The organism is Pseudomonas sp. 5P_5.1_Bac1, assembly GCF_025466015.1.
Lineage (GTDB): Bacteria > Pseudomonadota > Gammaproteobacteria > Pseudomonadales > Pseudomonadaceae > Aquipseudomonas.
The window spans coordinates 165,683-191,365 of the sequence record NZ_JANLNX010000110.1 but is presented as its reverse complement, the minus strand read 5'-3'; the positions used below and the strand labels follow the sequence as shown (position 1 = coordinate 191,365).

At 61.7% G+C, this 25,683-nt stretch carries 22 protein-coding genes and 1 pseudogene; 11 read left to right on the top strand and 12 right to left on the bottom strand.

Going from position 1 to position 25,683, the window contains the following annotated elements; translation table 11 throughout:
* Positions 1–76: 76 nt before the first annotated feature.
* Positions 77–937, top strand: a pseudogene (locus tag NTD82_RS25350) (methyl-accepting chemotaxis protein); the annotation flags it as partial.
* 29 nt (positions 938–966) lie between these two features.
* Here the strand turns inward: NTD82_RS25350 and lpdA are convergent.
* Positions 967–2,367 carry a dihydrolipoyl dehydrogenase gene (gene lpdA, locus NTD82_RS25345; protein WP_262130738.1) on the bottom strand — a complete coding sequence of 467 codons (1,401 nt, stop codon included), beginning with the start codon at positions 2,365–2,367 and terminating at the stop codon, positions 967–969.
* 212 nt (positions 2,368–2,579) lie between these two features.
* Here lpdA and cfaB point away from each other — a divergent pair, with 212 nt between their 5' ends.
* Entirely contained in the window at positions 2,580–3,764 is a 1,185-nt protein-coding gene (gene cfaB, locus NTD82_RS25340; RefSeq protein ID WP_262130737.1) for a C17 cyclopropane fatty acid synthase CfaB, read from the top strand.
* A gap of 10 nt (positions 3,765–3,774) precedes the next feature.
* On the opposite strand, the gene cls is transcribed toward cfaB, so the two are convergent.
* Positions 3,775–5,214: a cardiolipin synthase gene (gene cls / locus NTD82_RS25335; RefSeq protein WP_095158882.1), complete on the bottom strand. Its 1,440-nt coding sequence runs from the start codon at positions 5,212–5,214 to the stop codon at positions 3,775–3,777.
* A gap of 127 nt (positions 5,215–5,341) precedes the next feature.
* Between cls and NTD82_RS25330 the strand changes: the two genes are divergently transcribed.
* Entirely contained in the window at positions 5,342–5,869 is a 528-nt protein-coding gene (locus NTD82_RS25330) for a DUF3617 domain-containing protein (RefSeq protein ID WP_095158883.1), read from the top strand.
* An 8-nt stretch (positions 5,870–5,877) separates the two neighbouring features.
* On the opposite strand, the gene folE2 is transcribed toward NTD82_RS25330, so the two are convergent.
* Both folE2 and NTD82_RS25320 read right to left on the bottom strand, forming a co-directional pair.
* Positions 5,878–6,765: a GTP cyclohydrolase FolE2 gene (gene folE2, locus NTD82_RS25325; protein ID WP_262130736.1), complete on the bottom strand. Its 888-nt coding sequence runs from the start codon at positions 6,763–6,765 to the stop codon at positions 5,878–5,880.
* Positions 6,766–6,840: 75 nt separating this feature from the next.
* A complete protein-coding gene (locus NTD82_RS25320) occupies positions 6,841–7,221 on the bottom strand; it encodes a glutamine synthetase (RefSeq protein ID WP_262130735.1) in 381 nt (126 codons plus the stop codon).
* Positions 7,222–7,337: 116 nt separating this feature from the next.
* Between NTD82_RS25320 and zigA the strand changes: the two genes are divergently transcribed.
* The 3 genes from zigA to NTD82_RS25305 are packed head-to-tail and all read left to right on the top strand — an operon-like array spanning position 7,338 to position 10,202.
* Positions 7,338–8,546, top strand: a complete 1,209-nt coding sequence (gene zigA, locus NTD82_RS25315; RefSeq protein ID WP_262130734.1) for a zinc metallochaperone GTPase ZigA — start codon at positions 7,338–7,340, stop codon at positions 8,544–8,546.
* Positions 8,546–9,181: a DUF1826 domain-containing protein gene (locus tag NTD82_RS25310; RefSeq protein ID WP_095158887.1), complete on the top strand. Its 636-nt coding sequence runs from the start codon at positions 8,546–8,548 to the stop codon at positions 9,179–9,181. The genes zigA and NTD82_RS25310 overlap by 1 nt, the downstream gene beginning before the upstream one ends.
* 43 nt (positions 9,182–9,224) lie before the next feature.
* A complete protein-coding gene (locus NTD82_RS25305) occupies positions 9,225–10,202 on the top strand; it encodes a CobW family GTP-binding protein (RefSeq protein ID WP_262130733.1) in 978 nt (325 codons plus the stop codon).
* On the opposite strand, the gene NTD82_RS25300 is transcribed toward NTD82_RS25305, so the two are convergent.
* Entirely contained in the window at positions 10,199–10,591 is a 393-nt protein-coding gene (locus NTD82_RS25300) for a DUF3301 domain-containing protein (RefSeq protein WP_262130732.1), read from the bottom strand. The two genes, NTD82_RS25305 and NTD82_RS25300, sit on opposite strands and share 4 nt — an antisense overlap.
* A gap of 118 nt (positions 10,592–10,709) precedes the next feature.
* Here NTD82_RS25300 and pdxY point away from each other — a divergent pair, with 118 nt between their 5' ends.
* On the top strand, positions 10,710–11,582 hold the full coding sequence (gene pdxY, locus NTD82_RS25295) for a pyridoxal kinase PdxY (RefSeq protein WP_095158890.1): 873 nt from the start codon (positions 10,710–10,712) through the stop codon (positions 11,580–11,582).
* Here pdxY and NTD82_RS25290 read toward each other — a convergent pair.
* Positions 11,579–12,070, bottom strand: coding sequence for an acyl-CoA thioesterase (locus NTD82_RS25290; RefSeq protein ID WP_095158891.1), 492 nt, complete (start codon positions 12,068–12,070; stop codon positions 11,579–11,581). The genes pdxY and NTD82_RS25290 overlap by 4 nt on opposite strands.
* A gap of 322 nt (positions 12,071–12,392) precedes the next feature.
* Here NTD82_RS25290 and NTD82_RS25285 point away from each other — a divergent pair, with 322 nt between their 5' ends.
* Positions 12,393–14,153: a cation:proton antiporter gene (locus NTD82_RS25285; RefSeq protein WP_262130731.1), complete on the top strand. Its 1,761-nt coding sequence runs from the start codon at positions 12,393–12,395 to the stop codon at positions 14,151–14,153.
* Here NTD82_RS25285 and NTD82_RS25280 read toward each other — a convergent pair.
* From NTD82_RS25280 to uvrD, 4 genes are all read right to left on the bottom strand, one after another.
* Entirely contained in the window at positions 14,147–14,968 is an 822-nt protein-coding gene (locus NTD82_RS25280) for an alpha/beta hydrolase (RefSeq protein ID WP_262130730.1), read from the bottom strand. The genes NTD82_RS25285 and NTD82_RS25280 overlap by 7 nt on opposite strands.
* A 152-nt stretch (positions 14,969–15,120) precedes the next feature.
* On the bottom strand, positions 15,121–15,528 hold the full coding sequence (locus tag NTD82_RS25275; RefSeq protein WP_095158893.1) for an SMI1/KNR4 family protein: 408 nt from the start codon (positions 15,526–15,528) through the stop codon (positions 15,121–15,123).
* 120 nt (positions 15,529–15,648) lie between these two features.
* Positions 15,649–16,503, bottom strand: coding sequence for a Tim44 domain-containing protein (locus tag NTD82_RS25270; protein ID WP_110969824.1), 855 nt, complete (start codon positions 16,501–16,503; stop codon positions 15,649–15,651).
* Between the two features lie 180 nt (positions 16,504–16,683).
* Positions 16,684–18,867 (bottom strand): DNA helicase II, encoded by a 2,184-nt coding sequence (gene uvrD, locus NTD82_RS25265; RefSeq protein WP_262130729.1) that lies wholly within the window; start codon positions 18,865–18,867, stop codon positions 16,684–16,686.
* 235 nt (positions 18,868–19,102) lie between these two features.
* On the opposite strand from uvrD, the gene NTD82_RS25260 reads away from it, so the two are divergent.
* Positions 19,103–21,973, top strand: coding sequence for a putative bifunctional diguanylate cyclase/phosphodiesterase (locus NTD82_RS25260; RefSeq protein ID WP_262130728.1), 2,871 nt, complete (start codon positions 19,103–19,105; stop codon positions 21,971–21,973).
* Between the two features lie 3 nt (positions 21,974–21,976).
* On the opposite strand, the gene zwf is transcribed toward NTD82_RS25260, so the two are convergent.
* Positions 21,977–23,419: a glucose-6-phosphate dehydrogenase gene (gene zwf, locus NTD82_RS25255; protein ID WP_095158897.1), complete on the bottom strand. Its 1,443-nt coding sequence runs from the start codon at positions 23,417–23,419 to the stop codon at positions 21,977–21,979.
* Between the two features lie 103 nt (positions 23,420–23,522).
* On the opposite strand from zwf, the gene hexR reads away from it, so the two are divergent.
* Together hexR and NTD82_RS25245 are read left to right on the top strand one after the other, a co-directional pair.
* Positions 23,523–24,389 carry a transcriptional regulator HexR gene (gene hexR, locus NTD82_RS25250; protein WP_095158898.1) on the top strand — a complete coding sequence of 289 codons (867 nt, stop codon included), beginning with the start codon at positions 23,523–23,525 and terminating at the stop codon, positions 24,387–24,389.
* 171 nt (positions 24,390–24,560) lie between these two features.
* Positions 24,561–24,779, top strand: coding sequence for a PA3496 family putative envelope integrity protein (locus NTD82_RS25245; protein WP_095158899.1), 219 nt, complete (start codon positions 24,561–24,563; stop codon positions 24,777–24,779).
* Here the strand turns inward: NTD82_RS25245 and NTD82_RS25240 are convergent.
* Positions 24,721–25,668, bottom strand: a complete 948-nt coding sequence (locus NTD82_RS25240) for a LysR family transcriptional regulator (protein WP_175653128.1) — start codon at positions 25,666–25,668, stop codon at positions 24,721–24,723. The genes NTD82_RS25245 and NTD82_RS25240 overlap by 59 nt on opposite strands.
* Positions 25,669–25,683 lie beyond the last annotated feature (15 nt).

Genomic DNA, 25,683 nt, shown 5'->3' with positions numbered 1-25,683 from the left:
CAGGCAAGGGAGCGTCTTTCGTACGCTCCCTTCGCTTTTTTCCTCGCTGTAAATTCCCCGCCTCAGCCATTGTCAACGCCCGTGGTATCAAAAGGCGCTCGCCAACCCTGGCAAGGTTTCCCGCGCCGGCGCGTAGCTGTGGGGTAATGAAGCGTTGATTTGCACTGTACGCACGATTCACGGCCCGTCCGGTGAAGTGATCGGGGTGATGGGAACCGACGTGTCGCTGGCGCAACTGGCCGGGTTCATTGGCAAATCCAAGCTCGGCGAAAGCGGCTACCTGTTGCTGATCGAGGACACGGGCGCTGCGTTCGCCAACCTGATCGTCAACCCGATCAAGGGCGTGGCCGGCAGCCTTGAGGACATCGCTCAGGGTGAGGGCGATCTGACGCGCTCGCTGCAGGTGAAGGGCAACGACGAAACCGCCGCGCTGGCTGGCTGGTTCAACCAGTTTGTCGAGCGTATCCGCGTGCTGGTGCAGCGCATCGGCAATGCGTCCGCCGATCTGCAAAGCGCCTCGGAAACCAACAGCCGCGTCGCTTCGAACATGGGCGATGCCACTGGGCGCCAGCGTCAGGCGGTCGAACTGGTGTCGACCGCGTTCAACGAGATGGTGGCCACGGCCAACGAAGTGGCGAGGTCGTGCAGCAATGCCGCGTCGTCCGCCGATGCCGGTCAGCGTCAGGTAAACGCCGGCCAGCAGCAGATCGAGCAGGCGACCAGCAGCGTTGCCCGCCTGAGCGAAAACCTGCAGCAGTCCACCGAGGCGATGCAGGAACTCGAACGCGAGAGCCAGGACATCAACACCCTCCTCGGCACCATTCGCTCTATCGCCGAACAGACCAACCTGCTGGCGCTCAACGCAGCCATCGAGGCAGCCCGGGCGGGCGTTTGGTGTCGCGGTTCAGGACCTGAGGTCTCATCGCTGGCAAGTCGGGTGCTCCTGCTTGCCAGCGATGAGCGTGTTCAGATCTGCATTGCCATGCCGTCAACGTTCATTGCCGCTTGGCGCAGGGCTTCCGAACGCGTCGGATGCGGATGACAAATCAGTGCGATGTCTTCCGCCGAGGCGGCGAACTCCATGGCCACGCAGTACTCGCCGATCATCTCGCTGACGCACGGACCCACCAGGTGCACGCCCAGGACCTGATCGGTCTCGGCGTCGGCGATGACTTTGGCGAAGCCTTCGGTCTCGTGGTTGATCTTCGCCCGGCTGTTGGCCATGAACGGGAATTTTCCGACCTTGTAGGCACGACCTTCCGCCTTTAGCTGCTCTTCGGTCTTACCGACAGTGGCCAGCTCCGGCTTGGTGTAGATCACGCCCGGGATCAGGCCGTAGTTCACTTCGTGCGGCTTGCCGTGGATGCGCTCGATGCAGGCGATGGCTTCGTCTTCGGCCTTGTGCGCCAGCATCGGCCCGGAGGTGACGTCGCCGATGACCCAGACGCCCGGCACGCTGGTGCGATGGCCCTGGTTCTCCAGCATGCCGCGTTTGTCGGTCTGCAGGCCGACGCTGTCTAGGCCCAGGCCCTCGGTGTACGGACGACGACCGATGGCCACCAGCACGTAATCGGCTTGCAGCGTCTGGGCTTCGCCGCCGGCAGCGGGCTCCAGGGTCAGGCTGACGCCGTCGGCCGACGGGGTGGCCTGGGTGACTTTGCTACCGAGCTTGAAGGCCATGCCTTGCTTGGCCAGGGAGCGTTGCAGGGTCTTGGCGGTTTCTTCATCGATGCCGGGGCAGATCCGGTCGAGGTATTCGATCACGGTCACTTCGCTGCCCAGCCGGCGCCACACCGAACCCAGTTCCAGGCCGATCACGCCAGCACCGATCACCACCAGGTGCTTGGGCACTTGCGGCAGCGACAAGGCGCCGGTGGAGTCGATGATGCGCTGGTTGTCGATGGTCACGCCGGGCAGGGGAGTGGGCTCGGAGCCGGTGGCGATGACGATGTCCTTGGCGGTGTAGTCGCTGACGTTCCCCTGATCATCGGTGACCTTTACCTTGCCGGCGCCATCCAGGCGACCCCAGCCCTTGATCCAGTCCACCTTGTTCTTGCGAAAGAGAAACTCGATGCCTTTGGTCAGGCCGGTCACGCTCTCTTCCTTCTGCTTCATCATTTGCGCGAGGTTCAGGCTCGGCTTGACCTCGATACCGAGGTGAGCGAACTCGGCGCCGCTGGCCGCTTCATAGAGTTCCGATGCATGCAGCAGTGCCTTGGAGGGCATGCAGCCGACGTTGAGGCAGGTGCCGCCGAGCGTCGAGCGGCCCTCGATACAGGCGACGCTCAGGCCCAGTTGCCCGGCGCGAATGGCGGCGTTGTAACCGCCGGGGCCGCCGCCGATGATGAGGACGTCGTAGCTTTTCATTGTTGTGCTCCCGGATGAAGTGTCGAAAGTGGCGCCAAGGTTAGTCGTTCGAACGATAAGTTGTATACAATTTATGGCTTGTTTTTACACAAAGATAATTCCGCTGAACAGTTTCGATAGCGTCAGACTATGGTCCTAATAGCCTGAAAGATCTTACATATGAACTACCCTTTTCCCATGACGTCCTACGAAAACATGGGAGGGTTCACTTCATGCTCGTGCAACTTCCGCCAGCGCTGCAAAGCTTGCATTTGCCGCTTCGTCTACGGCTCTGGGATGGCCATGAGTTCGATCTAGGCCCTCAGCCGCAGGTCACCATTCTGGTCAAGGATCCGACGCTGATGAGTCAGCTCACCCATCCGGGCCTGGATGAACTGGGCACGGCGTTCGTCGAAGGCAAGCTGGAACTGGAAGGAACTATCAGTGAGGTCATCCGGGTCTGCGATGAACTCAGTGAGGCGTTGCTCAAGGATGAAGAAGACGACGTGCCCGTACGCGTCGAGCACGACAAGGCGACTGATGCTTCCGCCATCTCCTACCACTACGACCTGTCCAATGCCTTCTACCAGCTCTGGCTGGACCCGGACATGGCTTACTCCTGCGCCTATTTCAAGACCGCCGACGACACCCTGGAACAGGCTCAACAGAACAAGTTCGAGCACCTGTGCCGCAAGCTGCGACTTACGCAGGGCGATTACCTGCTGGACGTCGGATGTGGCTGGGGCGGGCTGGCGCGTTTCGCTGCGCGGGAGTTCGGGGCCAAGGTGTTTGGCATCACCCTGAGCAAGGAGCAGTTGAAGCTGGGTCGCGAGCGAGTCAAGGCCGAAGGGTTGCAGAAGCAGGTTGAGCTACAGATCCTCGACTATCGCGACCTGCCCCAGGATGGTCGTTTCGACAAGGTGGTCAGCGTCGGCATGTTCGAACATGTCGGCCATGCCAATCTGGACCTGTATTGCCAGCGCCTTTTCGGCGCGGTGCGTGAAGGTGGGCTGGTGATGAACCACGGGATCACCGCGAAGCACCTGGACGGTCGTCCGGTGGGCCGCGGGGCCGGAACCTTCATCGAGCGCTACGTGTTTCCCCACGGGGAGTTGCCGCACGTATCGATGATCAGCGGTTCCATCAGTGAGGCCGGGCTGGAAGTAGTGGACGTGGAAAGCCTGCGGTTGCACTACGCACGCACGCTGAAATTCTGGAGCGACAATCTTGAGGGCCGGCTCGAAGAAGCGTCCGCCATGGTCCCGGAAAAAGCCTTGCGCATCTGGCGGCTTTATCTGGCGGGCTGTTCCTACGCGTTTACCCGCGGCTGGATCAATCTGCATCAGATCCTAGCGGTCAAACCCAGAGCGGACGGCAGTCACGACCTGCCGCTGACCCGCGCTGATCTCTACCGCTGAGCGCCACTCGCTAAAGGATCGGAGATATCAGCCGCGCGATACGCATCCCCAGTTGTTGCAGGCGGTGCGTATCGCGGCTGTCTTCCGGGGTGATTTCCCGGGCCTGGTCGAAGTCGTTCACCAGCATCTGCTCCACCGTGGTAGCGAACTCCGCGTCGATCGTCACCAGCATGATTTCGAAATTCAGGCGGAAGGACCGGTTGTCCAGGTTGGCGCTGCCAATCGCGGCGACGTCGTTATCCACAAGCACCACTTTCTGATGCAGAAACCCCGGCTCATACCGAAACATCCGCACGCCCGCGCGCACCGCTTCGAAGGCGAACAGGCTGGAGGCGGCGTAGACGATGCGGTGGTCGGGGCGGGATGGGATCAGAATGCGCACGTCCACTCCACGCAGGACCGCCAGGCGCAACGCGGCGAACACCGCTTCATCAGGAATGAAATAGGGACTGGTTATCCACACCCGCTCTTGTGCCGCGTGGATGGCATCGAGGAAAAACAGTGAGCAGGTTTCTTGTGGATCAGCCGGACCGCTGGCCAGGACCTGACAGAGCATGCCGTTTTCCGGGTAGGTATCCGGCAGGATCAATGGCGGCAATTTGCGCGCGGCCCAGAACCAGTCTTCGGCGAAGGACTCCTGTAAACAGGCCAGCACCGGACCACCCACCTGAACATGAGTGTCGCGCCATGGGGATAACCGAGGGTTGCCGCCGAGGTATTCATCGCCGACGTTGTGTCCGCCGACAAAGCCCGTTACACCGTCCACCACCACGATCTTGCGGTGATTGCGGAAGTTCACTTGGAAGCGGTTGAACCAGCCGCGACGAGTAGCAAAGGCCCGGATATCGACGCCGCCTTCGCGCAGGACCTGACTGTAACGGGTGGGTAGGGCGTGACTGCCTACGCTGTCGTACAGCACATAGATCTTCACGCCTTCGGCAGCTTTCTTCAGCAGCAGTGCCTGAAGCTGACGGCCCAGGTCATCGTCATGAATGATGAAGAACTGCACCAAGACCGTATCGCGAGCCTGATCGATGGCATTGAAGATCGCCTTGAAGGTAGCCTGGCCATCGATCAGCAGTTTCAACGTGTTGTTCGCCAGGCACGGCATGCGACTGAGTCGTGGCAGGGCGCGTAGACCGGCATAGGCGGGTGAGTTGCTGGCGGCCAACGCTTCCTCCACCCAGGGGCGCCAGTTCAGGTCGGCCATGGCGATGTGCATTTCCTGGTTGGCCTGGCGTCGCGCCTGGATGTAGGCGTCGAAGGTACGACTGCCGAAGATCAAGTAGGGAATCAGTGTCAGGTAGGGGATGAACAGCAGCGACATCGCCCAGGCGATCGCTCCTTGGGCGGTACGCACTGTGAACACTGCGTGCGCGGCGGCAATCAGGCCGAGCAGATGAATTGCACCAATGAGGTAACCGAAGAACTGGGGGCTGTGGTAATCCATGTACGTCCTGCCGTCCGCAATCAGGGTCCTAACAGAGCATGTTCCTGATGTGTCTTGCAACCCGATGGGCAATTTGTCGTCTAATCGGTAGTCCGGCACGGGGCCGGAGTTTTCGGGGAGTCATTAGATGAACATTCGCATGTCGATGCTGGCGCTGCTGGTTGGCCTGTCGAGTCCTCTGGTTCAGGCGCAGATGCTGCAACCGGGTTTGTGGGAGCTGACCACCAGCAACATGCAGGTCGATGGCAAGGCGCTGCCTGACATGGACTTCATGCTTGGACAATTGAAGAACCTCCCGCCGGAGCAACGGGCAATGATGGAAGGTGTGCTGGCCAAGCAGGGCGTCACGGTGGCGGGCAAGGGTGTGCGCTCATGTCTGACGCCAGAACAGGTGAAGACCGACAACATTCCCTTGCAGGACCCGCAGTCGGGTTGCACCCAGCGAATCACCGAGCGCAATGGCAATGTCTGGAAGTTCGAGTTCAGTTGCCCCAAGGCACAGGGCACCGGGCAGGCGCAGTTTCTCAGCGATCGTGAATTCCTGACCAAGGTCCATGGCACCTTCAACGCAACCGGCGCGCAGCAGCAGGGCAGCATGGATACTCGCGCGGTGTGGCTGGGGGCCGACTGCGGAACGGTCAAGCCGCGCAGCTAAGACTCGTTTCACCAGTTCCAGTGACTTTGGGCGACAGCGTCGTGGGCGTGCAGGCTCTCTGCATGTTCCACGCGCAACTGGAAGCCGGCCACTGAGGGCACCAGCTTCAGGGCCAGGTTCAGGCGGCGGGCAGCGTCTTCGCAGAACATCAGGTTCTGACCATTGGCCAAGGCAAAGGCTTGTTCGTCAGCTCGTTTTACGGCGGTTTGTACCGCAGTGCCCAAGGCAGCTTCCGCCTGATCAACCACTTCGAGAATTGGCAGCTCATCGCAGCTCTCTTTGAGCCGTACCCGCAACTTGGCTGTGCTGCGCTGGCTGTGGGGCGTCGCGACGATGCCCTGGGCGCTGCCGAGCCAGCTCAATACTTGTTCATGGGTCAGGTTGCGGTTGCCGAAGTCAGTGAGGAACTGCTGTTGAATCAACTGTCTGGCCAGCGCCGCCGAGCAGGGGCATGTTGAGGAATAGATCACCTCTGCATTTAGTTCCACGTGGAACATTTCATCTTCCAGCCGCGCATCAATGACTATTGGATAGCGCTTGAAACCGGATTCCGAGCTGACCAACGCCGCGCGCTCGAGCAGTACGTCGAAGCGCAGGGTGAGTTGTGCGCGCGTGGACAGGCCTTCATGGCTGTCGAGAAATTGCCTGAGCACGCGACGGATCAGCGGGACCGACAGCGGTTCATCCTTGAACACTGCGAGCGCTAGATACAGCCGAGACATGTGGATGCCGCGTGATGTGCCATCGCTCAGGTTCACGCCCGCGTCTGCGGTCCCTTGAAGGATTTGCTGATCCAGACGCAACGGAAGCGCGATGCCGCACATGCCAACCCATTCCAGCGGCAGGGATTGCTGGCTGGCTTGTGCGGCAATATCAGGAAGGGTCAGGGCGTTCATAGTGCGAGCCGTCGGTGAAGAGATTGCAATAAGTTACATTATAACAATTCGAATACCAGCACTTTTTCACTCGCCTCACTGGCAGCCGCTGAGTCGGTTGCAACGCAGGTTGAAACGCTGGCCGCTGGAACTGGAAACCCGGTTGAGGGTGGTCCAGCCCACTCGTCGGCTGTATCCGACCCAGGCTTCGCCGTCGCTGGCGATGCCGGTAAAGAAGGTCAATTGGCCATAGCGGCTGTTGGTCTGGGCCCAGCGGCGCTCGCTCGGAGCGTCGTAGCCGCGCAAGTAGGTTGTCGCGCCTTGGGTCTGCACGCTGTAGTAACCGCCCTGACGATCAGCGCAGGCCAGCAGATTGGCGCTGCGGGTGCAGGTTGCCGGTTCGCTGCGGGGCATGGCTTGGGTGCTGCTGGCGATACAGAGCAAGGTTATCCACAGCAGGTTTTTCTGTGACGTCATGAGGCCCTCTCGCTTTGGACGTGGACAGGTGGTTGATGAAAGTGCATTGTTATAATGTAACAATAAACCAATGCATCGTTCGAATGCACTCTGCCGCCCTGATGAGGAACCGCGCCATGCCCGATCGTCTTCCCGTAACCGTGCTCTCCGGCTTTCTTGGTGCCGGCAAGAGCACGGTGCTCAACCATGTGCTGCGTAACCGCCACAACCTGCGGGTCGCGGTGATCGTAAACGACATGAGCGTGATCAATATCGATGCCACCGAAGTGCAGCGCAACGTCAGCCTCAACCGCACCGAAGAGAAACTGGTGGAGATGAGCAACGGCTGCATCTGCTGCACCTTGCGCGAAGACCTGCTGGAAGAAGTCAGCCGCCTGGCCGCAGAAGGCCGTTTCGACTATCTGCTGATCGAGTCCACGGGGATCGCCGAACCGCTACCGGTGGCGGAAACCTTCACGTTCCGCGACGACCAGGGCCGTAGCCTGGTCGAGATGGCGCGGCTGGATACCATGGTCACCGTGGTCGACGGGCTGAATTTCCTCCGTGACTATCAGGCGGCCGAGAGCCTGGCGAGTCGCGGCGAAACCTTGGGTGACGACGACGAGCGCTCCATCAGCGATCTGCTGATCGACCAAGTGGAGTTCGCTGACGTGATTCTCCTGAGCAAGATTGACCTGATCAGCAGCCACGAGCGTGAAGAACTGAGCGCGATCCTGCGCCGCCTCAATGCTCACGCGCGAATCGTGCCGATGCTGATGGGGCAGGTTGATCTGGAAGAGATCCTCGACACCGGCCTGTTCGACTTCGACCGCGCTTCCAGCGCTCCGGGCTGGCTCCAGGAACTGCGTGGCGAACACGTCCCGGAAACCGAGGAATACGGTATTGCCGCCAGCGTCTGGCAGGCCCGCCGCCCGCTGCATCCGCAGCGTTTCTTCGACTTTATCCACAGGCCCTGGGGCAATGGCCGCCTGCTGCGTTCCAAAGGTTTCTTCTGGCTAGCCAGCAAATACCAGGAGGCGGGAAGTTGGTCGCAGGCTGGCGGCATGATGCGCCACGGTTTCGCCGGGCGCTGGTGGCGTTTTGTCCCGAAAGCCCAATGGCCACAGGACCCCGAGAGCACTGCGACGATTCTTCAGCAATGGGACCCGGAATCCGGCGACTGCCGTCAGGAGCTGGTGTTCATCGGTCAGCACATCGATGTGCCGCGCCTGCATGCCGAACTCGACGCCTGCCTGCTCAGCAACGCTGAAATGGCCCTCGGTGCAAGTCGCTGGCGCCAGCTGCCGGATCCGTTTGGCGCCTGGCATGAAGAGGAGGTGGCCTGATGCAAGTGGCCGAAGCACTGGCGCCCGTGCGCCAGGTATTTGGAGAGACGCCGATGGCGCTGACCGAGGCCCTGCTCGACGGCGTCAATCTTGCGGTATGGCAGCGGCGCTTGCCGGCGCATATCAATGACTTCGCCGCGCTGTTGTTGTCGTTGAATGAGCCGTTGGCTGAATCCTTCACCTTGACGGTCGGCAAGGACGGCCAGATGCCACTGCTTGATGGCGTGGCCAGTGCTTACACGGATCTGGCCGGTCATGAAGGCTTCATCGCCGACCTGGCCTGGCTGATCGATGCCTATGCCTGCCTGCTCGGTGCCAAGAGCGTCGGTGTTCGTCTGCGCGCGCTGGAGCGGGCCATGTGCCCGCGGTTTCATGTCGATCATGTGCCGTTGCGTTTGATCACAACCTACGCCGGGCCGGCCAGTGAGTGGCTGGAGGAAGGCGCGGTAGATCGGCGGCGGCTGGCACAGGACGAGGTGGACAGCGCCGATATCCGGCAGCTGGCCTGTGGTGATGTGGCGCTGTTCAAGGGCGAGAAATGGCTGGGTAACGAAGGCGCTGGTGTGGTCCACCGTTCTCCGGCGCTGGCCAACGGCGAGCGACGTTTGATACTGACCCTTGACTGGCTGGCATGAGCGCGGAGCATAGTGCTGAAATTTCCCGCTGAAACGGCTCTCCATGCTGAAGAACATTCCCACCCATCTAATCGCCGGCCCGCTCGGGGCCGGGAAGACCAGCCTGATTCGTCACCTGCTCAGCCAGCGTCAGGCTGATGAGCGCTGGGCCGTGCTGATCAACGAGTTTGGTCAGATCGGCCTGGATGCGGCGCTGCTCAGCACTGATGACGCGGGCGTGAGCATAGGCGAGGTGGCTGGCGGCTGTCTCTGCTGCGTGAACGGTGCGCCGTTTCAGGTTGGCCTGGCCCGGTTGCTGCGCAAGGCGCGGCCGGATCGCCTGTTTATCGAACCTTCCGGGTTGGGGCATCCGGCGCAATTGATGGCGCAACTTCGATTACCGCCGTGGCAGGGCGTATTGGCGGTGCAGCCGGCAGTGCTGGTGCTCGATGCCGAAGCGCTGGCCGCCGGCGCTGAGCTACCGCAGGCGCAGGTACAGGCGTTGGCCGACGCTGGCTTGCTGGTACTGAACAAAGCATCGGTTGTGGGTGACAAAAGCCGCCTGTGGATAACCTCGAAACTGCCTTCAGTGCCGCTTTTCTGGACAGATCACGGGCAGGTGCCGCTCGATGAACTGCCATCTGGCCCGCTCTCGGCAGTGGATAACTCGATTGTGGATAACCTTTTGCCCAGCGGCCCGCCTCCAGTTACCGCGCTGTGGACGGATATTTCCCAGCCAATATGCACTTATCAACAGCTCCCGGAAGGCTGGAGCATCGGCTGGCGATTTCATCCACAGCAAAAGCTTGAGAGGGCGCAATTGCAGCAGTTTGTGCAAAAGCTGGACTGGCGTCGGGCAAAGATGGTGGTGCACGGTGCGCAAGGTTGGTGTTCAGCCAACGCCGTGGCGGGGCAGGCGCTGGAATGGCAGGAAAGTGCCTGGCGGCGGGATTCGCGGATCGAACTGATCTTCGATCAGGCCCAGGAACCCGCGGCGCTAGCGCGGCAGATGCTCGCTTGCCGCTTGCCTGTGGATAATTAGTGACGCGAGCGGCTGTGTTCCTGGCGCCACTGCTTCATTTCGATGACGTTGTCGCCATGCACGGGCGGTTTGATCTCGAAAGGATAGGGCGCCAGCTCGATCTGCACGCTGTGGGCACCGAACTGGGTGACCGTTCCGGGATGTCGCTGCTCGCCGGTAACGGTGAATTCGAAGTTATACACACGCGCCAGCCGCTTGCGGCCGTTGGCGTCGCGTACGAAGGCGATCTTCTTTAGCGCGACGTTGCCGTCGAGCAGTTCCAGGTCAAGCTTTGCGCAGTGCTGCTTGACCCGCTCCAGCGCCTTTTCCCGCAATCCATGGTTGTGCCACAGCCACGCGCCCGCCGTGGCCAGCAACATCAGCACCAGGATGTTTTCGAGGGTAACCATCTACACATGCTCCAACGAGGTGTGCCCAGCTTAACTGCCGCCCCGGTCTGTCGTACAGGTGGCATTTGGCGCCATACTGCGCGCCTTGTTCGTCATTCAACCGTTTTGGACGCCCTGCATGAAACGTACGCCGCACCTGCTCGCCATCCAGTCTCACGTTGTGTTTGGCCACGCCGGCAACAGCGCCGCTGTATTCCCGATGCAGCGGGTCGGGGTCAATGTCTGGCCGCTCAATACGGTGCAGTTCTCCAATCACACTCAGTATGGCCAGTGGACGGGAGAAGTGCTTGCTCCAGCTCAAATTCCCGCGTTGGTGGAAGGGATTAGCAATATCGGTGAGTTGGGCAATTGCGACGCAGTTCTATCCGGCTATCTGGGCAGTGCTGCGCAGGGCCGCGCGATCCTCAGCGCGGTAGCGCGAATCAAGGAAGCCAACCCGCGTGCGCTGTACCTTTGTGACCCGGTGATGGGCCATCCGGAGAAGGGCTGCATCGTCCCGGCCGAAGTCAGCGATTTTCTTCTGCGCGAGGCCGTGGCGGCGGCCGATGTGCTCTGCCCTAATCAGCTCGAGCTGGACAGCTTTGCCGGCCGATCCGCCGAATCGCTGGAAGACTGTGTGGGCATGGCCCGCGCACTGATGGCGCTCGGGCCGAAGGCGGTGCTGGTCAAGCACCTGTCCTACCCCGGCAAGCTCGCGGATGACTTCGAAATGTTGCTGGTAACCGAAGACGGTAGCTGGCATCTGCAACGCCCGCTGCTGGCGTTCCCGCGCCAGCCGGTCGGTGTGGGTGACCTGACGTCCGGCCTGTTCATCGCTCGGCTGTTGTTGGGCGATAACTGGGTGACGGCCTTCGAATTCACCGCTGCGGCAGTGCACGAAGTGCTGCTTGAAACCCAGGCCTGCGGCAGCTACGAGCTGGAAGTGGTGCGGGCCCAGGACCGCATCGTGCACCCACGGTTGCGTTTCGAGGCCCGGCGTCTTTCGGTTTAGATCGAGTCGAGATCGACCTTGAGCTCCTGGTAACGCTTCTCCAGTTCCTGCCGGATCAGACGGCGCTGCTTGCCCTGCAGGAAGCGTCGTTTTTCTTCGCTGGTTTGTGGCTGGCGTGGCGGCACGGCCACTGGCTTGCGGTCATCGTCCACCGCGACCATGGTGAAAAAGCAGCTATTGCTGTGGCGTACCGAGCGCTCGCGGATGTTCTCGGTCACCACCTTGATCCCGACTTCCATCGAGGTGTTCCCGGTGTAGTTGACCGAGGCCAGGAAGGTCACCAACTCACCGACATGCACCGGCTCGCGGAACACCACCTGGTCCACCGACAGGGTCACGACGTAGCGCCCGGCATAACGGCTGGCGCAGGCGTAGGCCACTTCGTCGAGGTACTTGAGCAGGGTGCCGCCGTGGACATTGCCGGAGAAGTTGGCCATGTCGGGGGTCATCAGGACGGTCATCGATAGCTGGGCGTTTCCGGGTTCCATAATCTGCTCACGGTAAGGTTGCGCTGAGGCGGGGTGGCGCGGTTTGTCCATGCTTCTTTCCCCCTATGAATTGCCATCTTGAAAACGGGACGCTGACACCTCGCCTCTCGTCACGCGGTTCATGCCATTTGCGGTGATGGAAGTGCCGATCTGTTTCTGCATATTGCACGACCATTTTGCAGCAGTCGTCGGTGATAACCTCCAGAAACGACTTTGTAACAGGTCTATTTCCTACATTTAAAACAGAAACGTCCGCAACTCAATCCGAGCTGGGGTTGGGTCGCGCTTTGTTCTTCGCATGAGAAGTAAGGAGCGTCACGCCGTGCATGCCATCAGCTTTATCCAGGATCTGGCGGTGATCATGCTGGTTGCCGGTGTAGTCACCATTCTCTTTCATCGTCTCAAGCAGCCCGTCGTGCTGGGCTACATCGTCGCCGGCTTCATCATCGGCCCCCACACCCCGCCATTCGGCCTTATCCACGACGAAGACACCATCAAGACGCTCGCCGAGCTCGGGGTGATCTTCCTGATGTTCTGCCTGGGCCTGGAATTCAGTCTCGGCAAGCTCTTCAAGGTGGGCGCCACGGCGTTCATTGCCGCGTTCCTGGAAATCGTCCTGATGATCTGGATCGGTTTCGAGATCGGCCGCTGGTTTGGCTGGAGCACCATGGACTCGCTGTTCCTCGGCGCGATCCTGGCGATTTCCTCCACCACCATCATCGTCAAGGCGCTCAATGACCTGAAGATGAAGAACGAGCGCTTCGCCCAACTGATCTTCGGCGTGCTGATCGTCGAGGACATCCTCGGGATCGGCATCATCGCGCTGCTCTCCGGCATTGCCGTCAGCGGCACGGTCAGCTCCGGCGAAGTGTTCTCCACCGTGGGCAAGCTGTCGCTGTTCATGATCGTCGCGCTGGTGATTGGCATCCTCCTGGTTCCGCGGCTGTTGGCCTACGTGGCGCGCTTCGAAAGCAATGAAATGCTGCTGATCACCGTGCTCGGCCTGTGCTTCGGCTTCTGCCTGCTGGTGGTCAAGCTGGAATACAGCATGGTATTGGGCGCCTTCCTGATCGGCGCGATCATGGCGGAGTCGCGGCAACTGGTGAAAATCGAGCGCCTGATCGAGCCGGTGCGTGACATGTTCAGTGCCATCTTCTTCGTCGCCATTGGCCTGATGATCGACCCGACGGTGCTGGTGGAGTACATCTGGCCGATCGTGGTCATCACCATCGCGGTGGTACTGGGCAAGATGCTGTCCTGCGGCATGGGAGCCTTTATCGCCGGCAACGATGGTCGTACCTCACTGCGTGTCGGGATGGGCCTGTCACAGATTGGCGAGTTTTCCTTCATCATCGCCGCGCTGGGCATGACCCTGCAGGTGACCAGCGACTTCCTGTATCCGGTGGCCGTGGCGGTGTCCGCCATCACCACGCTGCTGACACCGTACCTGATCCGTGCCGCCGATCCGCTGTCGATCAAGCTGGCCAAGGTGGTCCCGAGCCGTTTGTCCCGGGTGCTGTCGTTGTATGGCGAATGGCTGCGTAGCATTCAGCCGCAGGGTGAGGGGGCGATGCTGGCGTCGATGATCCGGCGTATCCTGTTGCAGGTTGGCGTGAACCTGGCGCTGGTAGTGGCGATCTTCTTCAGTGGTGGTTATTTCGCCGTTCAGATCGGGACCTATCTCACTCACTGGCTGCCGGATATCGGTCAGCAGAAGGCGCTGATCTGGGGCCTGGCCTTGCTGCTGTCGCTGCCGTTCCTGATTGCCGCGTACCGCAAGCTCAAGGCGCTGTCGATGTTGCTGGCGGAAATGGGCGTGAAGCCGGAAATGGCCGGCCGTCATACCCAGCGCGTGCGCCGGGTGATCGCCGAGGTCATTCCGGTGCTGTCGCTGTTGGTGATCTTCCTGCTGCTCTCGGCATTGTCGGCGAGCATCCTGCCGACCAACGAGCTGCTGCTATTGATCGCCGTGGTGGCGGCGGGTGTGGTGGCGTTGCTCTGGCGCTGGTTCATCCGGGTGCACACACGGATGCAGATCGCCTTGCTCGAAACCCTCGAGAACCAGAAAGAACACCATCACTGAGGCGCGCAGCGCAGTGGCCGGTCGCGCCACTGCGCCCAGGCTGCGGCCCAGCCTTCCGCATGATTCACTCCCGGAAGGCGGACACTCTCGATGCAGGCGGCGGGGCCGAGTGCACTGCGGTAGTGTTCATAGAGCGCTGACGGCACCGTGCGGTCGCCTAGGCCGAGAAAGTGTCGCTGCGCGACCCGAGCTAGCCGTCCCGAGTGATCCAGTGGTTCCAGCGAACCGTGCAGAGGGCTCAAGCCCAGGCTTTGCGTCCACTGACGCGGGCTGAGGTTGCCGGCCAGGGTCTGCACCACCGCGATGTCGTCGCGTTTTGCGGCGAGCAACAGCGCCAATGCCGCGCCGCCGGAGTAACCGATCAGCTCGAAATCCCGATTGCCATAGTGCTGCCGAATACGGTCCAGGGCCTGGTCGAGGCTGTCGAGTGCCGCCTGGCCGAAACGCTGGTCGGTCCAGACCACGGGTTTGCACGCCGGGCTGCTGACGAACTGACAAGGCCGCGCGAGGTACACGCTCGGTTGGGGATCGCTCATTGCCAGGCGGGCCAGCAGCAGTGTTCGCGGGCTGGGGTCGAGGCTGGGTTGGGTTGCGGTAGCCCAGGCATGACCGTCGCCTTCCAGATAGACACGCAATCGGCTGCCGGAGGGGCGCGCTAGCGGGAGGCTCATGGCGAGGGGAAACGGTCGGGACGACTCGAGGGTGACGCGGTGGGCGTGCTCGGTGCTCAGTTCCTGCAATTGCGTCAGAGGCGCCTGACAGCCTGCGAGCAGCATCAGCGTAAATGACAGCAACCAACGAGGATGGATCGACATCGAAGACCCGTAAACGGCGAGGGGGCTTCCTGTGCGTGCGGGACGTATGTCCGAGGGGATGGAGCGGTAGCGACCCGCCACGCACAGGAAGACGCGGCGGATTCTACGAACATTGATGGCCAAGAGCCATTAATTTGTATAAGGGAATTGATTCAGCTTTCCAGCCAGACATCCCGCACCCAGTGCCACACCGACTCCCAGCTTTCTTCGGTGACGATCTCTTCTTCGCCGGACCACAGCACCACGGTGCCGTCTTCCTCGACGCAGTAGTAATCGTCGCCGTCCTGGCAGATTGGAATCAGGTCGCGCGGCACGCCGGCGTCCCAGGCGTTGGCGGCAACTTCCGGCAGGTAGGTATGGGACTGTGGATCGGTGACAGTCACCGGCTCCAGGCTGCCATAAACCACATCACTGACGGTCAGCAGGAATTCCTTGAAGACAAACGGAATATTGATGAACAACTCTTCTTCGATTTCGACCAGTTGGTCTTCGTCGGGTAGCTCAAGCGGTACCGGTACCGGTTCGTTGGCCTCACGAAGCTGTTCGATGACTTCTTCCACGGTGCTTGTCCTCTGTGTCCTGACCTTTTCAAAGCGTTGCGCGTTATACCCTAGTAGGGCAGTGCGCTAAAAGCAAAACCCCGGGCAAGCCCGGGGTTTTTTCTGTGCGGCGCCTCAAGATCAGCCGTTCTGGCGGATACCTGCGACCAGCCAAGGCTGGTTCTCGCCTGGGGCACGCTCCATGTTCCAGCTTTCGCTGAACACTTCGCCCTTGTCGAAACGCGACGTCTTCGACACACCACTGAAGGTCAGGGTGGCGATGGTCTTGTCGGCACGATCGTCGACACCTTCGAGCTGCACTTGCAGGTCATCGATGTAGGTGGACTGGAAGGTGTCACCCAGGTCGGCACGCTCCTGCTTGAGGAACTGCAGCATCTGCGGGGTCACGAACTCGGCGATCTTGTCCATCTCGTTGGCATCCCAGTGCTGTTGCAGCGACTGGAAGTGGCTGCGGGCAGCCGCCAGGAAGTTTTGCTCATTGAACCAGGCCGGGGCGTTGATCACCGGGCGGGCGGCCGCGGCAGGTGCGGAGCCACCGAAGATCGACGGCTGGGCAGGCTGCTCGTAGGCTTCACGCTGATACGGCGGGTGGCCAGCGGCTGCCATTTGTGGCTGCTGTTGTTTGCGACGGCGCGCGGCGATGAAGCGGAAGACCAGGAACGCAATCAGCGCCATGATCAGGATGTCGAAGATCTGCATGCCTTCGAAACCATCGCCCATCAGCATGGAGGCCAGCAGGCCACCTGCGGCGATACCGGCCAGCGGGCCGAGCCATTTCGAAGCGCCGCTGGCGGCGGCAGGAGCACGGCCTGGCGCGTTCGGGGTGGCGGCAGGGTTGGCAGGGGTGGCCTGACGGGCCTGGTGCGTCGGTGCGGCGCCCGAGCTCTTGCCGCCGCCGAAGCGCTTGGCGTTGGCGTCGAGGCTCATGGTGAGACCGATGCACAGCGCCAGGGCGATGCTGAGAAAACGTTGCATAGAAGGGTATTCCCGTTTGTGGATTACACGCGCGCCATGGTGCACAGGTTGCCTGACACATGACCAGCGACAACATGTTTCCATCTTTTGCCTGAAAAGTCTGACCGCCTACACAGCAGGCCATGGGCCTGTCCTTCCTCTATAGAAGGAAAGGCCCATGTCGATGGTCGGATTTGTCTTTTAGATAGTTTCGAGCTTGGCGTAGCCGAGCATCAGCCACTTGCTGCCTTCGGCGAAGTTCACCTGGACCCGGGCCTGGGCACCGGAACCCTCGAAGTTGAGGATGACGCCTTCGCCGAATACCGCGTGCTGGACGCGCTGACCGAGGTTGAAGCTGGTCTGCGGGATGTTGGCGTTGGCGAACAGGCTGTTGACGGTCTGTTTCTGCGCGCCGGAGAAGGGCCGGCTGACACTGTTGGACAGGCGCACTTCCTGGACCAGGCCTGCGGGGATCTCGCGTACGAAGCGGGAAACCTTGTTGTAGGTCTCGCTGCCGTACAGGCGTCGGGTTTCCGCGTAGGTCATGACCAACTGCTGCATGGCGCGGGTGATACCCACGTAGGCCAGGCGACGTTCTTCTTCGAGACGGCCAGGTTCTTCCAGGCTCATCTTGTGCGGGAACAGGCCTTCTTCCATCCCCACCAGGAACACATGAGGGAATTCCAGGCCCTTGGCGCTGTGCAAGGTCATCAACTGGATGCTGTCTTCGTGCTCGTCGGCCTGGGCATCGCCGGCTTCCAGCGAGGCGTGGCCGAGGAAGGCCGACAGCGGCGACAGGTCGGCATCTTCTTCGGCGCTCTCGAAGTTGCGTGCGGCGCTGACCAGTTCCTCAAGGTTTTCTACCCGTGCCTGGCCCTTTTCACCTTTTTCTTCCTGGTGATAGACGATCAGCCCGGACTGCTCGATGACGGTCTGGGTCATCAGGTGCAGCGGCATGTCCGTGACTTTGGCAGCGAGATTTTCGATCAGCTCGATAAACGCGCCCAAGGCGCTCGCGGCGCGGCCCTTGAGGGCTTTGTTGGCGAGCAACTGGGCCATCGCTTCCCACATGGAAAGCTGGGCGTGGCGGGCATGCTCGCGGATGGCTTCGACGGTTTTTTCGCCGATGCCGCGTGGCGGCACATTGATAACCCGCTCCAGCGCGGCGTCGTTGCCACGGCCCTCCAGCAGGCGCAGGTAGGCCATGGCGTTCTTGATCTCGGCACGCTCGAAGAAGCGCTGGCCGCCGTAGATGCGGTAAGGAATGCGTTCGCGCAGCAGCGCCTCTTCCAAGACCCGCGACTGGGCGTTGGAGCGGTAGAGGATGGCGATGTCGCTGCGCGACATGCCGGTCTTCAGCGCGCTTTCGATGGTTTCTACCACGTAGCGGGCTTCGTCGTGCTCGTTGAAGGCGGCGTACAGGCTCAGCGGCTCGCCATCGCCACCATCGGTCCAGAGTTCCTTGCCGAGGCGCCCGCTGTTGTTGGCGATCAGGGCGTTGGCGGCCTTGAGGATGCCGGCGGTGGAGCGGTAATTCTGCTCCAGGCGGATCACTTCGGAATCGGGGAAGTCTGTAGAGAATTGCTGGATGTTCTCGATCCGCGCGCCGCGCCAGCCATAAATGGACTGGTCGTCGTCGCCGACCACCATCAGGCTGTCGCCACCCTGGGCCAGCAGGCGCAACCAGGCGTACTGCACGGCGTTGGTGTCCTGGAACTCGTCCACCAGCAGGTGGCGGAAGCGTCGCTGGTAGTGCTGCAACAGGCCGGGGTGGTCACGCCACAGGTCCAGGGCGCGTAGCAGCAATTCGGAGAAGTCGATGACGCCGGCGCGTTGGCAGGCGGCTTCGTAGGCTTCATAGATGCTGCGCATGGTGCCCAGGAACAGGTCGCCATTGACCTGGATGTGCTGGGGCCGCAGGCCTTCGTCTTTCTGTCCGTTGATAAACCACTGCGCCTGACGGGCTGGCCAGCGCTGTTCGTCCAGGCCCAGGTCGCGGATCACCCGCTTGACCAGGCGTTGCTGGTCATCGCTGTCGAGAATCTGGAAGTTCTGGTTCAGCCCGGCTTCCTGCCAGTGCGCACGCAGCAGGCGGTGGGCCAGGCCGTGGAAGGTACCGACCCACATGCCGGCCGGGCTGATGCCCAGCAACTGCTCGATGCGGTGGCGCATCTCGGCGGCGGCTTTGTTGGTGAAGGTCACCGACAGGATCGAGTGCGGCGAGGCCCGTTCGACCTGGATCAACCAGGCGATACGGTGCACCAGCACACGGGTCTTGCCGGAGCCGGCACCGGCCAGGACCAACTGACGCCCGACCTGCGCGGCTACGGCCTGGCGCTGGGCGTCGTTGAGGGAGTTCAACAGGAGGGAGAGGTCATCGTGCATCCGCCCATTCTATGGGGGCAACGGATGCATGGGCAAACCCGTCGGGGAAAAAGATACGCCCGCCGACCGGCCGGTCATCGGACGCAAGCCTTCGCCCGCGCGCTTGAGCGCTCGGCACGGAACAAAAGGATGGGAAAAGGGGGTACGAATTTATGACACAGAGCAGTTTGGCGTGGGCCGATGCTTGTGTATGCTCCGTCCACGTTTGTGGCTCACCATTACAAGAACATTGCCCATGACACTCGCATCTGGCCCCGCGAGCGTGCCAATTGAGGCGCGCCGAGGAATACGCAAGCAGTTCGCCACGCAGCTGGCGGTCGAGCGTACCCGTCTGTTGTATCAAGGTTCTCTGTTGCCAACGCTGTTCATGCTGCTGAACGGTCTGGTCTGCGCGTGGCTGTTGTGGAGCCCGCAGCGTTACCTGCTGGTGAGCATCTGGGTGGTGTGGCTGATGGCGCTGGTGGCCCTGCGGGTAATCCAGGTGGCCGCGTTCGATGCCGCCATGCCCGATCGCCAGGCGAAACCCACCTGGCGCCGGATGTTCCTGTTGGGCTCGGCCTTCAGCGGCCTGACGCTCGCCAGCGCGGCGATCGCGCTTGTCCCTGTGGATAACTTCGTGCAGCAGGCCTGGGTATTCGGCCTGCTCGGTGCCGCGACCCTTTCGGCCAGCGTGGCCTACGCCGTCAGCCTGCCGGCCTTCCTCAGCTTTTCGCTGCCCTGCCTGTTGCCGCCAATCGCCTTCCTGTTCTGGACCGGTGACCAACAACAGCAGGGTTGGGGTCTGCTTGGCCTGATTCTGTTGAGTGCGTTGCTGGTGGTGGCCTGGCAGGTCAATCGGCTGATTGAGCACAGCTTGTTGCGGCGATTCCAGAACCAGGCGCTGATCGAGCACCTGCAAGCCGCCCACACCCGCAGCGAGCAACTCAACCAGGCACTGGCCGGGGAGGTCGAGCAGCGCCGTGGGGTCGAGGAGCAATTGCGTGAAGCCCAGACGGGGCTGGAGCACCGCGTGTTCCAGCGCAGCGCCGAGCTGGACGCCGCCAACCAGGCCCTGAGCAAGAGTGAGCAGCGTCTGGCTCAGGCGCTGGAGGCGAGTGAGCTGGGCCTGTGGGACTGGAACCTGCAAACCGACGAGGTCCATCACACCCAGCTCATGGAGCTGTTCGGCCTCAATCCCGACCACGTCAAGGCGATGCTCGTGGATCTCAAGCCACGCCTGCACCCTGATGACGTGCTTTCACTGAAGCGGACACTGGTGGAGCACCTCAAGGGCCGCACCGACGATTACCGCATCGAGTACCGCTTCCGCCACAACCTGGGCCACTGGTGCTGGATCGAAGACCGCGGTCGCGCCGTGGAGCGCGACAGCAGTGGCCGTGTAATAAGGATGATCGGCACCCGCCGCGACATCAGCGCGCGCAAGGCGCAGGAAGAACAGCAACGGCTGGCGGCGACGGTCTTCGAAGCGGCCAGTGAAGGGATCGCCATTCTCGGCCCGGATTACCAACTGCTGGCGCTCAACCAGGCGTTTTGCCGGATGACCGGTTACAGCCGCGAAGAACTGCTGGGCCGCAACGCCCTGGAGTTGCCCTGCAGCCTCGATGCGCGACGGCACTACGGGGCGATCGATCAAGCGCTGGAGCAGCAAGGACGTTGGCAGGGCGAGCTGGTCGAAGCGCGCAAAGACGGCTCGTTGTACCCGCAGTGGTTGCAACTGAACGGTGTTTGCGACAATCGCGGCAATATCAGCAACGTTGTCGGCTTCTTCAGCGATCTTTCCGAGCGGCGCGAATCCGAGGAGCGTCTGCGCTACCTCGCCCATTACGACGAACTCACCGGCCTGGCCAACCGAGCGCTATTCCGCCTGCGCCTGCACGAGGCGGGGCAGCGCCTGCGTACCAGCGGCCGAAGCCTGGTGTTGATGCATATCGACCTGGACCGCTTCAAGCTGCTCAACGACAGCCTTGGCCATGAAGTCGCTGACCAGTTGCTCAAGCAGATGGCCATGCGCATCGGCAACGCGATGCCCGAGGCCGATACTGTGGCCCGGCTGTCCGGTGACGAATTCGTGGTCCTGTTCGATGGCTACAGCAATCTGTCGAGTCTGGTCCGGGTCGCCACCCGGCTGCTGGACAAGCTGCGGGTACCGGTGCGGGTCGACGGTCATGAGCTGGTGATCAGCGCCTCGGTGGGGATCGCGCTGCTGTCCGACATGACCCTCGAACTGAACCAGTTGGTCAGCCAGGCGAACATGGCCATGCAGCATGCCAAACACCTCGGTGGCGACAACTTCCAGTTCTACACCGAGAGCCTGCAGGCCAGCACCCTGGACCGGCTGCAACTGGAAAACCAGTTGCGCAAGGCCATCGAGGAACGGCAACTTGAGGTCTATTATCAGCCCAAGGTGTGCCTTGCCAGCGGTCGCTTGCATGCCGCGGAGGCGCTGGTGCGCTGGCATCACCCGGCCATGGGGATGGTGCCGCCGGGGGATTTCATCGGCCTTGCGGAAGAAACCGGGCTGATCGCGCCCATGGGCGAATTCGTCCTGCGCCAGGCCTGCTGGCAGGCCTGTGAATGGCAGCGCCAGGGGCTGAACCCGATTCGCGTGTCGGTGAACCTGTCGGTCTACCAGTTGCGCCAGGGCAAGTTGGTCAGCCTGGTACGGCAGGTGCTTGAGGAAACCGGTCTTGAGCCGCATTTGCTTGAGCTGGAGCTGACAGAGAGCCAACTGCTGGACAGTGTCGAACACATCATCGCGATCTTCCGCCAGTTGCATGAGCTGGGTGTGAAGCTGGCCATCGACGATTTCGGCACGGGCTATTCCTCGCTCAGCTACCTGAAACGCTTCCCGGTGGATTACGTGAAGATCGACCAGACGTTCATCCGCGGCCTGAGTGAAGGCAGCGAAGACGCTGCGATCACCCGCGCGATCATTGTCATGGCCCACAGCCTGGACCTGCAGGTGGTGGCCGAGGGCGTGGAAACCCTTGAACAGCTCAAGTTCCTGCGCGAGCAGGGCTGCGACGAGGTCCAGGGCTACCTGATCAGCCGCCCCGTCGAAGCCGCCACGCTGGCGCGGCTGCTTCAGGAAGACGCGGTCTGGTAGGCATCAGCCGTGCCAGGCGCGTCCGTGGCGGGCCAGCAGGCTGTGGGCCTGTTCGGGGCCGTTGGTGCCGGCGTGGTAAGGGCGCGGTGTCTGGAAGTGCTCCTGCCAGCCATTGAGGATCGGGTCGATCCAGGCCCAAGCCGCCTCCACCTCGTCACGACGCATGAACAGCGTCGAATCGCCATCCAGCACATCCAGCAGCAGGCGCTCGTATGCCTCCCAGCGCCGTGTCTGGCCGAACACCTGGGCCAGGTTCAGGTTCAGCTCAACCGGTTCCAGGCGCATGCCCTTGCCCGGTGTCTTGGTCATCATCTGCAAGCTGATGCGCTCGTCCGGCTGTAGCTGGATCAGCAACTGGTTGGCGCGGTCGTCCTCGAACAGCCGATGTGGCACGGGCTTGAACTGGATGACGATCTGCGACGAGCGCTTGGCCAGCCGCTTGCCGGTGCGCAGGTAGAACGGCACGCCGGCCCAGCGCCAGTTGTTGATGTGTGCTTCGACGGCGACGAAGGTCTCGGTGTCGCTGTCGTTGTCCACATCCTTCTCGAAGTAATAGGCCGGCACTTCCTGGCCGCCGATCTTGCCGGCGCTGTACTGGCCGCGCACGGTCTTGTCCTGGACGTCCTGGTCGGTGATTGGCTTGAGGGCGCGAAGGATCTTCACTTTTTCGTCGCGTACCGCCTCGGCCTCGAACTGCGCCGGCGGCTCCATGGCCACCAGGCAGAGCAGTTGCAACAGGTGGTTCTGCAGCATGTCGCGGGTGGCGCCGGCGCGGTCGTAGTAGGCGCCGCGATTTTCCACGCCGAGGGTCTCGCAGACGCTGATTTGCACGTGGTCGATCTGGTTGGCGCGCCAGACCGGCTCCAGCAGCGCGTTGGCGAACCGCAGGGCCATGAGGTTCTGCACGGTTTCCTTGCCCAGGTAGTGGTCGATGCGAAACACCTGGGATTCGTCGAACACTGCGCCAATCGCACTGTTGATGGCGGTGGCCGATTCCAGCGAGTGGCCGATGGGTTTTTCCAGGACGATGCGCGATTCGCTGTCCACCAAACCGGCAATGTGCAGGTGGGTGACGATGGGCACGAACAGGTTGGGCGCGGTGGCGAGGTAGTAGATGCGGGCCAGGCCACCGGGTTCGCCGAGGAAATGCGCCAGGCGACCGAAATCGGCGCTTTGCGAGGCGTCCATGGAGAAGTAGTCGAGGCGGGTGGAGAAGCGGTGCCAGGTGTCTTCGTCGAAGTCGTTGCGGGCGATCTGGGCGCGGCAACGGCGCTCTGCAAGTTTTTGAAAACTATTGCGCGGCATGGGGCTTCGGGCCAGCGCGACGATCCTCACCGCAGGGTGCAGGCGAGCCTCGCGAAACAGGTGATAGAGCGCTGGAAGCAGTTTGTGCAGGGCCAGGTCGCCGGTACCGCCGAAGACCAGAATGTCACAAGGAATAGTCAATACCACCACACTCCTGATTCGTTTAGCTGGGCGGTTCGCTGGTCATGTAGTATAACTACAAGATTGCTACAACCGGCCAGCCGATCATAACCGAGTCCCGCCATTGAATCTGTTGCAACACATCGCCCAGTCGCGCCACCTGCTACGCAAATCGGAACTCAAGGTTGCCGACCACGTATTGCTTGACCCTGCGGCGGTCATGCACAGCTCTATGGCTGACCTGGCGCACAACGTTGGCATCAGCGAGCCGACCATCGTGCGCTTCTGCCGGGCGATTGGCTGCTCGGGCTTCCAGGACCTGAAACTCAAGCTGGCGCAGAGCCTCGCGGCCGGTGCCAGTTTCGGTCAGTTTGCCATCCATGAAGATGACTCGGTCGCCGACTACAGCCTGAAAATCTTCGACACCACCCTGCACACCTTGATGGAAGTGCGCGAGAACCTCGACGCTCAGGCCCTGCAACGCGCAGTGACCGCCATGGCCCAAGCCCAGCGTGTCGAGTTCTACGGTTTCGGTGCTTCCGGTGCGGTGGCGGCCGATGCCCAGCACAAGTTCTTCCGCCTGCTGCTCAGCGCGGCGGCGTACTCCGACCCGCACATGCAAGCCATGTCGGCGGTAACCCTCAAGCCCGGCGACGTGGCAGTGTGCATCTCCCAGTCCGGTCGTTCCAAGGACTTGCTGATCACCGCGAACCTCGTGCGCGAAAGCGGCGCCACGCTCATCACCTTGTGCCCGAGCCAGACGCCTCTGGCCGAGTTGTCGACGGTCAACCTGGCCATCGATGTCCATGAAGACACCGAAATCTACACCCCGCTGACCTCGCGTATCGCCCACCTGGTGGTGATCGACGTGCTGGCCATGGGCGTGGCCATGGCTCGCGGGCCGAGCCTGGTCAACCACCTCAAGAGCGTCAAGCGCAGCTTGCGTAGCCTGCGGTTGTCGCCCAAGTCGCTGAAAAACGTGGAAGATTGAGCTTCAAGCTTCAAGCCATAAGCGGCTGGAAAGCACGTTCCCCCTGCTTTGCTTGCGGCTTGCAGCTTGTCGCTTGCCACTGCGTTTAACGCCTCTGTCACCCGCTCGCCGTCAAACCGTCAACTTTGCCAGTCAGGCTGAAACTCCCGCACTCGATCAGGGAGATATGCAATGGCTCGTGAACTCGATGGCTCGTATCAGCCCAGCGCCAAATCCCGTAAACAACAGGAAAAAGACCTGCGCCGCATGGAGTATCGCCGCGCGATCGAAAGCTACTGCGAGCAGCGCCGCCTGCTCCAGGACATCACCGACTACCCCGACCTGCAAGCCGTCAATCTGTGGCAGGTATCGGCGGCAGAACCCCAGAGAAACGCTCAACAAGCGCGCTGATCTGCACACGTTCGCTGCGAATGAACGCAAGAAACGCCAAGGCCACCGGCGACTGCCGCTTGGCCTTGGATTGCACCACGCACCAGCTTCGGTACAGCGGCAGTTCTTCCACCGGCAGCTCGCGCAGCACGCCGGTCGCCAGCTCCATATTCAACGCATGACGGGTCAGCAGGGCAATGCCCAGCCCGGCAATCACGCATTCGCGCTGGGCGTCGGCCGAGGCCACTTCCAGCGTCTGGGTGAAGTGCACGCGCTTTTCCTTGAAGTACTCCTCGCAGGCCTTGCGGGTGCCGGAGCCTTGCTCACGCACCAGCAGCGTATGCGGCTCCAGATCCTGCAAGCGCAAGCTGTCCAGCTTGCACAGCGGGTGGTCGGGTGGGGCGACTGCAACGATCGGGTTGTTGAGGAAGGGCAGAAATTCCAGGCCCATGTCCTGCGGGACCATGGACATGATGATCAGGTCGTCACGGTTGTCGGAAAGGCGCCGGATCGCCTGGGCGCGGTTGACCACCGTGAGCGTCAGGTTGACCTCGGGATGGAGCTTCTTGAACGCCGCGAACAAGTGCGGCACGAAGTACTTGGCGCTCGATTCGACTGCCAGCTTCAGTTGGCCCTGCAACGAGCCCTGCATGTCGGAAAGCTGCATGTCGAGGCTTTCCAGGCGGCCGAAGATGTCCCGGCTGGCGCGCTGCAAGGCCTCGGCGGCTTCGGTGAGGTAGAGTTTCTTGCCGACGTACTCGAACAACGGCTGGCCGACCAGTTCTTCGAGCTGGCGGATCTGTAGACTAACGGCGGGTTGCGTTAGCGCCATTTCCTCCGCAGCGCGGCTGTAAGAGCGCAAATCGCACACTTCATTGAAGATCTGCAATTGACGCAATGTCATACGCATCAATGACTTACGCAT

What these genes read in the sequence shown, in the direction of transcription:
- cfaB (WP_262130737.1), top strand. Translation starts at nt 2,580, where the DNA reads ATGCTCGTGCAACTTCCGCCAGCGCTGCAAAGCTTGCATTTGCCGCTT.
- NTD82_RS25260 (WP_262130728.1), top strand. Translation starts at nt 19,103, where the DNA reads ATGACACTCGCATCTGGCCCCGCGAGCGTGCCAATTGAGGCGCGCCGA.
- NTD82_RS25300 (WP_262130732.1), bottom strand. Translation starts at nt 10,591, where the DNA reads ATGGTTACCCTCGAAAACATCCTGGTGCTGATGTTGCTGGCCACGGCG.
- pdxY (WP_095158890.1), top strand. Translation starts at nt 10,710, where the DNA reads ATGAAACGTACGCCGCACCTGCTCGCCATCCAGTCTCACGTTGTGTTT.
- NTD82_RS25240 (WP_175653128.1), bottom strand. Translation starts at nt 25,668, where the DNA reads ATGCGTATGACATTGCGTCAATTGCAGATCTTCAATGAAGTGTGCGAT.
- cls (WP_095158882.1), bottom strand. Translation starts at nt 5,214, where the DNA reads ATGGATTACCACAGCCCCCAGTTCTTCGGTTACCTCATTGGTGCAATT.
- NTD82_RS25280 (WP_262130730.1), bottom strand. Translation starts at nt 14,968, where the DNA reads ATGTCGATCCATCCTCGTTGGTTGCTGTCATTTACGCTGATGCTGCTC.
- folE2 (WP_262130736.1), bottom strand. Translation starts at nt 6,765, where the DNA reads ATGAACGCCCTGACCCTTCCTGATATTGCCGCACAAGCCAGCCAGCAA.
- zigA (WP_262130734.1), top strand. Translation starts at nt 7,338, where the DNA reads ATGCCCGATCGTCTTCCCGTAACCGTGCTCTCCGGCTTTCTTGGTGCC.
- NTD82_RS25305 (WP_262130733.1), top strand. Translation starts at nt 9,225, where the DNA reads ATGCTGAAGAACATTCCCACCCATCTAATCGCCGGCCCGCTCGGGGCC.
- NTD82_RS25320 (WP_262130735.1), bottom strand. Translation starts at nt 7,221, where the DNA reads ATGACGTCACAGAAAAACCTGCTGTGGATAACCTTGCTCTGTATCGCC.
- NTD82_RS25270 (WP_110969824.1), bottom strand. Translation starts at nt 16,503, where the DNA reads ATGCAACGTTTTCTCAGCATCGCCCTGGCGCTGTGCATCGGTCTCACC.
- lpdA (WP_262130738.1), bottom strand. Translation starts at nt 2,367, where the DNA reads ATGAAAAGCTACGACGTCCTCATCATCGGCGGCGGCCCCGGCGGTTAC.
- NTD82_RS25290 (WP_095158891.1), bottom strand. Translation starts at nt 12,070, where the DNA reads ATGGAACCCGGAAACGCCCAGCTATCGATGACCGTCCTGATGACCCCC.
- uvrD (WP_262130729.1), bottom strand. Translation starts at nt 18,867, where the DNA reads ATGCACGATGACCTCTCCCTCCTGTTGAACTCCCTCAACGACGCCCAG.
- NTD82_RS25245 (WP_095158899.1), top strand. Translation starts at nt 24,561, where the DNA reads ATGGCTCGTGAACTCGATGGCTCGTATCAGCCCAGCGCCAAATCCCGT.
- NTD82_RS25330 (WP_095158883.1), top strand. Translation starts at nt 5,342, where the DNA reads ATGAACATTCGCATGTCGATGCTGGCGCTGCTGGTTGGCCTGTCGAGT.
- NTD82_RS25310 (WP_095158887.1), top strand. Translation starts at nt 8,546, where the DNA reads ATGCAAGTGGCCGAAGCACTGGCGCCCGTGCGCCAGGTATTTGGAGAG.